Source organism: Pelagibacterium luteolum, from assembly GCF_900100665.1.
Taxonomy (GTDB): domain Bacteria; phylum Pseudomonadota; class Alphaproteobacteria; order Rhizobiales; family Devosiaceae; genus Pelagibacterium; species Pelagibacterium luteolum.
Window position 1 is genome coordinate 1 of the sequence record NZ_FNCS01000037.1, and the last position, 8,806, is coordinate 8,806.

Consider the following 8,806-nt stretch of genomic DNA (forward strand, 5'->3'; position numbering starts at 1 on the left):
CATCAGGAGGGGCATTGCTCTTCCACCTGCTGAGCAAACTCTATGAGCGCACCAGCGTCATCATCACCACCAATCTCAGCTTTGCCGAGTGGGCCAGCGTGTTTGGAGACGCCAAGATGACAACCGCGCTGCTCGATCGGCTCACCCATCACTGCCATATCCTCGAAACCGGAAACGACAGCTTCCGGTTCAGGAACAGTTCGGCCCAGGCCACAAAAACCAAAAAGGAGAAAGCACCGACTTGACCATCTGACCAAACCCAAATCATATCCATGAGGCGGGTCAATTCTCGGTGAAAATACCGGGTCAGATCTCAACGGCAATCAACAATCGAGAATATCTACTCGAAACGGATTGCCCGCGATCCGCGCCGCCGCCAGCATGATGTGCAGCGAAAGTGCATCGGGCCCGGCGGTATTGACCAGCGCCTGTTCGCGCCAGCGCACGAACGCCTCTTCGATGAACTCGATCAGGATCACCATGAAAATATGGTACTGCGCCAAAGTGGTCGATGACGCCGGGGCGATCTCGCGATAGTGCCGGACCAGCGGCTCGATCACCCGCCAGCGCGAAAACCGCGCCGTGCGCTTCAATTCCATCTGGCTGATCAGATCCACATGCCCGAACAGATCGAGCGTGAAATGCTGGGCGAACCCGGAATAGATCGGCCCTTCACCCAACCGCCCCACAAACCGCGCCCCCGCCGGGATCAGCATTGCCTCCCCGGGCGAGAGCGTCGCGGCCTCACCATCCAGCTCGTAATGCGCCCCACCGGAAATGCACACGACGAGATCATGCACGTCGTTGGATTTCTCGACCCGCCATGTCGAAGTGTGCCGCATCTTGATGGTCGAGCGCGACAGTTTCAACGACAGCGCATCGGCCGGAATGCCGGAAAGAACCTGACCTTCGGTTTTGTCCATCCTTTTCTCCAGAACTGTTCATTCCGTTTGCCATGGCGGTCCGGTCTAATCAAGTCATATGATAACTATGGCGAAAAGCGCCAAGGTTATATGGGAGGATAAAGGGTAGGAGTGCTGACCTTGTGCCGTTGGGCATGAGAGGCGGCAACGCCCTCGCAGACCATGATGCACATTTCCGCAGCTACAGCCATCCATCGCCGCATCGTATCGGCGCACCCGCGCCGCTACTGTCCCTGCGCTGGGTCAAATCATCAAGGAGCATGCTGATGGGTGGCGAAAAACAATGGGTCGGGCTTGCCTATGTGGCGCCCTATGTCATCGGGCTTCTGGTCTTCACTGCCATCCCGTTCGGTGCGTCCTTCTATCTGTCGTTTACCGACTACCCGCTGCTCAGCGCCCCCATCTGGGTCGGACTGCAGAACTATATCGAGCTGATCTTCCACGACCGCACCTTCCACCGTGCGCTTCAGGTGACGATGACCTACGTCTTCATCACCGTGCCGCTAAAGCTCACCTTCGCCCTCGCGATCGCCTATGTGCTGAACTACAAGCTCAAATTCATCGGCTTTTTCCGCACGGCTTACTACGTCCCCTCGATTCTCGGCGGCTCGGTCGCCATCGCGGTGCTCTGGCGCTACATCTTCGCCGATATCGGCCTGGTCAACATGATCATCACCGGGCTGGGCTTTGAAGCCATCAACTTCTTTGGCGATCCGCGCTATGCGCTGTTCACCATCACGCTCCTGCGTGTCTGGCAGTTCGGCTCGGCGATGGTGATCTTTTTGGCCGCCCTCCAATCCATCCCGGCCCACGTCTATGAAGCCGCCGCGATCGATGGCGCCAACAAGGCCCAGACCTTCTTTTTCATCACCCTGCCGCTGATCACCCCGGTCATCTTTTTCAATCTGATCCTGCAGATGGTCGAAGCGTTCCAGGAGTTCAACGGCCCCTTCATCATCACCGACGGCACAGGCGCGCCCCTGCGCTCCACCTACCTCGTGCCGCTCTACATCTACGACAAGGCGTTCCGCCAGTTCGACATGGGTTACGCCTCGGCCATCGCATGGATCCTCTTTGCGATCATCATGGTCCTCACCCTGATTGCCTTCTGGTCCTCGCGCCACTGGGTCTATTACGCCGGCGACAAGCGGAGCTGATCATGACAACCACACTCTCCCCAGACGCCGCCGCCGCGCTCGAAGAGGCCAATGCCCACAACGCGCGCACCCGCCGCAACCAGAAGATTTCAGCGGTCATCCGCTACGTCATCCTGGCGATCGTCGGGTTCATCATGCTCTACCCGCTGATCTGGCTGGTCGGCGCCTCGTTCAAGACAAATGCCGAGATTTTCGCGTCCCCCGGCTTCATCCCGCAATCGCCCACCACCGAGGGCTACGAGCGCGGCTGGGACACCTCCACGCGCTGGAATTTCGGCCATTTCTTTCTCAACACCTTGTGGATTTTGATCCCCAAAACCATCGGCACCGCCATTTCCGCGACCCTCGTGGCCTATGGCTTTGCGCGCTTCGATTTCCCGGGCAAGAAAATCCTCTTTGTGACGGTCATCGCCACCTTGCTCCTCCCCAACGTCGTCACCCGCATCCCGCAATACCTCCTGTTCCGGGATTTGGGCTGGCTGGATACATATCTGCCGCTCTGGGTACCCTCCGCACTCGCGGGTGACGCGTTCTTTGTCTTCATGCTGATCCAGTTCCTGCGCGCCATCCCGCGCGACATGGAAGAGGCGGCCCGCGTGGATGGTGCCAACACTATCCAGACCCTGATCTTCATCGTCATCCCGCTTCTCGCGCCAGCCATCATCTCGGTATGCCTGTTCCAGTTCATGTGGACGATGAACGACTTCCTCGGACCGCTGATCTACATCTCGTCGGTCGAAAAATACCCGGTATCGCTGGCCCTGCGCCTGTCGCTCGACGTCACCGAAGCCTTCCAGTGGAACCAGGTGCTCGCCATGTCGGCGCTCACTCTCGCCCCCTCGCTGATCGTGTTCTTTGTAGCCCAGCGCTACTTCATCGAGGGCATCTCCACCGGCGGCGTAAAAGGATAAATCAAATGGCCAATCTTTCCCTGCGCAGCGTCGAAAAAGTCTATGGCAACTCCTTCAAGGCGGTCCATGGCATCGATCTCGAGGTCAAGGACGGTGAGTTCATGGTGCTGGTCGGCCCCTCGGGCTGCGCCAAATCCACCACGCTCCGGATGATCGCGGGCCTCGAAACCATCACCGGCGGCGAAATCCGCATCGGCGACAAGGTGGTCAACAACCTCGTCCCCGGCGATCGCGGCATCGCAATGGTGTTCCAGAACTACGCGCTCTATCCGCACATGAAGGTGAAAAACAACCTCTCCTTCGGCCTTCGGATCAAGCGCACCCCCAAGGACGAGATCGCGCGCGGCGTCGAAAACGTCTCGGGCATCCTCGAAATCGAGGAACTGCTCGAACGCCTGCCCAAGCAATTGTCCGGCGGTCAGGCTCAACGCGTCGCCGTGGGCCGGGCGCTCATCAAGCAGCCCGAGGTGTTCCTCTTCGACGAACCGCTCTCCAACCTCGACGCCAAGCTGCGCGCCTCCATGCGCGTCCGCATCACCGATTTGCACAAGCAGCTCAAGCAGGCCTCGACCTCATCGACCGTCGTCTATGTCACCCACGACCAGACCGAAGCCATGACCATGGGCGATCGCATCTGCGTCATGAAGGACGGCCACATCATGCAGGTCGCCGATCCGGTCACTCTCTACAACCGCCCGGAAAACGAGTTCGTCGCCGGCTTCATCGGCTCGCCGGAAATGAATTTGATCCCGGTTGCCCTCCAGCGCAACGGCGCCCCGGCGCTGACCATCGGCAGCCAGACCGTCACCTTCGGCAACCAGCTCGCCTCGCGCCTCTCGGCCTCGACGGGCGACGATCTCACCATGGGCGTCCGCCCGCAGCACATGCAGATGGTTCCGCCCGAAACCGACAATGCCTTTTCCGGCACCATCAGCCACGTCGAATTCATGGGCCACGAGGTCAACCTCTACGTCGATATCGAGGGCCACAAATTCACCGTCGTGATCCCTGGCGATCACTACAACCCCTCAATGCTGGCCGATGGCGCCATCCGCCTCGCGCCGCGGGAGAGCCAGCTTCACCTGTTCGACCCCAAAACCAGCCAGAACATCTCTCTGGCCTGATCCACTCGGCGTCCTTTGGCGCCGGACACGACTGAATTCACATCAAGGGAGGAATACGATGAAAAATACAATCACCTTGGCCACGGCAGCGGCCCTGATGCTCACCACGGCGATGACCTCGGCCCAGGCCGCAGATCTCCGCGTATCCTGGTGGGGCGGCGATGCTCGCCACGCAGCCACCCAGCAGGCGCTCGAAGTCTGTGGCGATATCCACGGCCACAATATCAGCCCCGAATTCACCGGCTTTGACGGCCACCTCGAACGCCTGACAACCCAGCTTGCCGGACGCACCTCGCCCGATCTGATGCAGGTCAACTGGCCATGGCTGCCACTCTTCTCGCCCGACGGGACCGGGCTTGCCGATCTCAACGAATTTTCCGACATCATCGATCTGAGCCAGTGGGATCAGGCTCTGCTCGATACCGGCATGCGCAATGGCGCCCTCAACGGCTTGCCCGTCTCGATCACCGGTCGCGTGCTGTTTTATAACGCCGATACCTACGCCGAGGCCGGCGTCGAGCCCCCCGCCACATGGGACGACATGATCGCCGCCGCCGAAACCTTCAAGTCCGAGCTCGGCGACAGCTATTTCCCGTTCAGCGCCTCGCGCTACAACGCCATGCTACTGGTCTCGCTCTACGCCACCCAGCAGACCGGCGTCGGCTTCATCGATCCGGAAACCAATGAGGTTAACTGGGATCAGGCGACCCTTGCCGAAGCCATCAACTTCTACCAGAGCCTCGTTGACGCCGGTGCCATCAAGAGCTGGGAAACCGACGCCGCCATGGGCAATCCCGGCCTGCATGAACGCGGCGACTGGGCAGCGGGCGAAATCGGCTCGTCCTACGAATGGGATACGACGGTCTCCCAGATCGCAGGTCCCTGGGGCGAAGATCATCCGCTGATCCCCGTCATGCCCCCACGCGTCGAAGGCGCAGTCTCCGACGGTATCTTCCGCAAGCCCTCGATGATGTTTGCCATCTCGGCCTCTTCGCCCAACCAGGAAGCCGCCGCCGAAATCCTCAACTGCCTGATGCTTGAGGAAGAGGGCGTCCGCATCATGGAAAGCCATCGCGGCATCCCCGCAGCGGCCTCTGCCGTGGCGCTTCTCGAACAAGAGGGCCTGATCGACGCCAACGTCAAGGCGGCAAACGATCTGGTTCTGGCCGCCGACACGCCGCCCGCCTCGCCCTATTTCGAGGACCCGGCTGTCCGCACCGCCTTTGAAGGCGTGCTCGAAGAATACGCCTACGGCCTGCTCTCGGCCGAAGACGCCGCCGCCGAAATCATCCGCGGCACCGAACAGGCCCTGCGCCGCGTTCAATAAGCCCTGACGACGGGGTGGGGCAGCCAATTGCTCCCCACCCCCAAAGTCACCCCTGGGTTCATCCCTGGGATCCAGTCCAGCGCCAGCCAAAAGCAACGCAAGTGATGACCACCCCAACGCCCAAAATCCTCGTCCTCACCCCGCGCACCGCAAGCATCGAGCTTGCCGGCACAACCGCCCGCGACAGGCTGGACACGCCGTTGCGTTTCGTCCTCTCCGCCGATGGCACGACCGTCACCGACGGCATGCTCGATCGGCCCGTCCTGACGCTCGAAAACCTCGTCCCCGACACCGCCTACACCCTAGCGATCGAAACCGCCCCGGACCTACCCATCGCCACCCCTACTGAGCCCGCGTTTATCGACATCACCGACTATGACGCCAGCGAAGCGGCCGAAAACAACGCCCCCGCCTTCGCTGCCGCCATCGCCGCCGCGCCCGATGGCGCCACGCTCTACGTGCCCCCCGGCATCTGGCGCACTGCCCCTGTCTTTCTGAAGTCGCGCATCAACCTCTGGCTCCCCGAAGGCGCCATTGTCACGGGTCTTGCCGATCGCAGCGTCTACCCCATACTTGATGCGTTCACCCCCGACGGTCGAGAGCAGGCAAGCTGGGAAGGCGTCCCCGCCAATTGCTACGCCTCGCTCATCACCGCAATCGACGCCGACCATGTGACCATATCGGGCAAAGGCACGCTCGATGGGGCAGGGGCCGAGAGCGATTGGTGGAGCTGGCCAAAGGAAACCCGCGACAACGCCCGCCGCCCGCGCACAATCTTTGCCAATCGCTGCACCCATTTTGCCATGGCCGGCATCACCGTGCGCAATTCGCCGAGCTGGACCATCCACCCCATCGATTGCGCCAGTCTGACCTTCGCCGATCTCAGAATAGAAAATCCCCCCAATAGCCCCAACACCGACGGGCTGAACCCGGAAAGCTCTACCGATGTCGAAATCGTCGGCGTGCGCTTTTCGGTCGGTGACGATTGCATCGCCATCAAGGCGGGAAAAATCTGGCCCGACGGCACAGTGCCCGCGCCGACCCGCAACGTCTCGGTGCGCCACTGCCACATGGAGCGCGGCCATGGCGGGCTCGTCATCGGCTCGGAAATGTCTGGCTCGGTCACCGACGTCACCATCGAAAACTGCACGATGATCGACACCGATCGCGGCCTGCGCATCAAGACAAGGCGGGGCAGGGGCGGCAAGGTTGCCCGCATCGCCATGCGCAACTGCCTGCTCGATGGCGTCCGCACCGCCTTCGTCGTCAACGCCCATTATTTCTGCGACCCCGACGGCAAATCCGACGCCGTCCAGAACCGCGCACCCGCGCCCGTCACCGACAAGACGCCCCACATCGTCGATATCAGCTTCACCGATATCGAAGCGCGAAACGTCCACCACGCGCTGGTCTATGTCCTGGGCCTCGCTGAAGCGCCAGTCACCGGCCTTACGGTGTCAGATGTCGCGGTCAGCTTCGCGCCCGAAGCGGTGGCCGATGTCCCCGACATGGCCCTTGGCCTCCCCGCCATGCGCCACGCTGAAACCCGATTTGAAAACACCACCGACCCCCAGATCTCCGGCATCACCCGCATCGCGGCGCCCCGGGCCGGGCAGGAGAGTGCCTGATGCTGACTGCCTATTTCGACCGCTACGCCACCGATTACAGCGCCTATAAGCAGGGCGACTGGTGCTACGAGGATGGCTGCATCTATCGCGGGCTCACCCTCCTCGACATCGCTGACCCCGATGGCCCGTGGTCCGACCATCTCGTCCGCCTCGTTAACGCCCAGATCGCGCCCGACGGTTCGCTCGCCGGCTACACAACCGATGAATTCAACATCGACAATATCCTCTCGGGCCGCGCCCTCATGGCGCTCCATGCCCGCACCGGCGACGAAAAGTACCGCCTTGCCGCCGAGCGCTTGGCGCTCCAGCTCGAACGCCACCCCCGCATCCCCGCCGGCAATTATTGGCACAAGCTGCGCTACCCCCATCAGGTCTGGCTCGATGGCCTTTACATGGGTCTGCCGTTCCAGATCGAATACGGCCAGGCCTTCGATCGTCCCGCGCTCATCGAAGACGCCATCGCCCAGATCAATTCAGCGCTCGATCTTCTCGCCAATCCGGCCAACGGTCTCTACAGCCACGGTTATGACGACGCCCGCGAGCAGCAATGGGCCGACAAGACCACAGGCCGCTCGCGCGATCTCTGGTCGCGTGCCTTGGGCTGGCTCGCCATGGCGCTTGTCGATATCCGCGAGCTGATCGGCCCGCAAAAATCCCTCGAAGCTGGCCTTGAAGCCAAAATCGCCGACTTCGCCGCGCGCATGCAAAACCACCAGTGCGAGGATGGCCGCTGGAACCAGGTCACCGACATGCCGGACCTCAAGGGCAATTACGCCGAATCCTCGGCCACCGCCATGCTCGCCTATTTCTACTTGGCCGGCGCACGGTTAGGTATTGCGGGCATCGATGCCGCTGTGGGGCGCAAGGCGCTCGACGGCCTCCTCGAACACGCCATGCACAAGGATGCATCGGGCCGGCTGGTGCTCGATCACATCGTCCACGTCGCTGGCCTCGGCGGCTTTGAGGGCCAGTATCGCGACGGTACCGCGGGCTACTATGTCAGCGAAAAGATCGCCGCCGACGATTCCAAAGGCGTCGGCCCGCTGATGATGGCCGTCGCCGAAACCCGCCGATCAGAGGGCGAACAAGGCGCAATCGCCAAATCCGCCTGAAAATGTGCCAGCACTTGTAGGCCCACTCGCCAATCTGTAATACATCTCTAATCTTGTATGGAAGAAGGAAGTCACAGTGACTCAAACCCGTTTCACCGAACGCCACGCCATTTCGCCAACCGAGGCCAAGGGATTCGACACCGAGGCACTGCGTGCAAACTTCCTCATCGACGATCTGTTCGTCTCCGGCCAGATTTCGCTCACCTACACGCAATATGATCGCATGATCGTCGGCGGTGCCATGCCTACCGGCGGCGCTCTGCCGCTCGATCCGATCAAGCCGACGGGCACCGAAAACGTCCTCGATCGCCGCGAACTCATCGCCGTCAATATCGGTGGCGCGGGCAGTGTTTCGGTCGATGGCGAGGGCTTCGACCTCGGCCCCCGCGACATGATCTATATCGGTCGCGGCGCATCGGTGTCCTTTGCCTCGGCCGATGCCGGCATCCCGGCGAAGTTCTACATCCTCAGCGCCCCGGCCCACGCGACCTATCCCACCAAGCTGATCAGGATTGGCGATGCCAAGCGCATCGATCTTGGCGCATCGGAAACCTGCAATGAGCGCTCGATCTTCCAGTTCTCCGCCGCAATCGAGACCTGCCAATTGGTCGTCGGCATGACGAC

Annotated in this window: 9 protein-coding genes; 8 read left to right on the forward strand and 1 reads right to left on the reverse strand. The window is 61.5% G+C overall.

The genetic code is table 11. The features are described from left to right. Positions 1-245 (forward strand): ATP-binding protein (locus BLR31_RS20995; RefSeq protein WP_176762621.1); only part of this gene is annotated, 245 nt, incomplete at its 5' end. A gap of 78 nt (positions 246-323) precedes the next feature. Here the strand turns inward: BLR31_RS20995 and BLR31_RS21000 are convergent. Next, on the reverse strand, positions 324-923 hold the full coding sequence (locus BLR31_RS21000; RefSeq protein WP_176762802.1) for a cupin domain-containing protein: 600 nt from the start codon (positions 921-923) through the stop codon (positions 324-326). 266 nt (positions 924-1,189) lie between these two features. Between BLR31_RS21000 and BLR31_RS21005 the strand changes: the two genes are divergently transcribed. The 7 genes from BLR31_RS21005 to BLR31_RS21035 all read left to right on the forward strand — a co-directional run. Next, entirely contained in the window at positions 1,190-2,080 is an 891-nt protein-coding gene (locus BLR31_RS21005) for a carbohydrate ABC transporter permease (protein WP_090600463.1), read from the forward strand. Positions 2,081-2,082: 2 nt separating this feature from the next. Beyond that, a complete protein-coding gene (locus tag BLR31_RS21010) occupies positions 2,083-2,991 on the forward strand; it encodes a carbohydrate ABC transporter permease (protein ID WP_090600454.1) in 909 nt (302 codons plus the stop codon). Positions 2,992-2,996: 5 nt separating this feature from the next. Next, positions 2,997-4,115, forward strand: coding sequence for an ABC transporter ATP-binding protein (locus tag BLR31_RS21015; RefSeq protein ID WP_090600456.1), 1,119 nt, complete (start codon positions 2,997-2,999; stop codon positions 4,113-4,115). A gap of 58 nt (positions 4,116-4,173) precedes the next feature. Continuing rightward, the gene (locus tag BLR31_RS21020) at positions 4,174-5,442 is read left to right on the forward strand and encodes an ABC transporter substrate-binding protein (RefSeq protein WP_090600458.1); all 1,269 of its coding nucleotides are present in this window, start codon (positions 4,174-4,176) and stop codon (positions 5,440-5,442) included. Positions 5,443-5,546: 104 nt separating this feature from the next. Then, positions 5,547-7,070 carry a polygalacturonase PglA gene (pglA, locus tag BLR31_RS21025; RefSeq protein ID WP_090600459.1) on the forward strand — a complete coding sequence of 508 codons (1,524 nt, stop codon included), beginning with the start codon at positions 5,547-5,549 and terminating at the stop codon, positions 7,068-7,070. Beyond that, complete coding sequence (locus tag BLR31_RS21030; RefSeq protein ID WP_090600461.1) at positions 7,067-8,182, forward strand: glycoside hydrolase family 88/105 protein; 1,116 nt, start codon at positions 7,067-7,069, stop codon at positions 8,180-8,182. Before pglA ends, BLR31_RS21030 begins: the two co-directional genes overlap by 4 nt. Positions 8,183-8,258: 76 nt before the next feature. After that, positions 8,259-8,806, forward strand: a 548-nt coding sequence (locus BLR31_RS21035) for a 5-deoxy-glucuronate isomerase (protein WP_090600462.1), incomplete at its 3' end; no start/stop codon positions are given.

Bases quoted from the DNA above. Each gene is read 5' to 3' on its own strand.
- BLR31_RS21015 (WP_090600456.1), top strand. From the start codon at position 2,997: ATGGCCAATCTTTCCCTGCGCAGCGTCGAAAAAGTCTATGGCAACTCC.
- BLR31_RS21020 (WP_090600458.1), top strand. From the start codon at position 4,174: ATGAAAAATACAATCACCTTGGCCACGGCAGCGGCCCTGATGCTCACC.
- BLR31_RS21010 (WP_090600454.1), top strand. From the start codon at position 2,083: ATGACAACCACACTCTCCCCAGACGCCGCCGCCGCGCTCGAAGAGGCC.
- BLR31_RS21000 (WP_176762802.1), bottom strand. From the start codon at position 923: ATGGACAAAACCGAAGGTCAGGTTCTTTCCGGCATTCCGGCCGATGCG.
- BLR31_RS21005 (WP_090600463.1), top strand. From the start codon at position 1,190: ATGGGTGGCGAAAAACAATGGGTCGGGCTTGCCTATGTGGCGCCCTAT.
- pglA (WP_090600459.1), top strand. From the start codon at position 5,547: ATGACCACCCCAACGCCCAAAATCCTCGTCCTCACCCCGCGCACCGCA.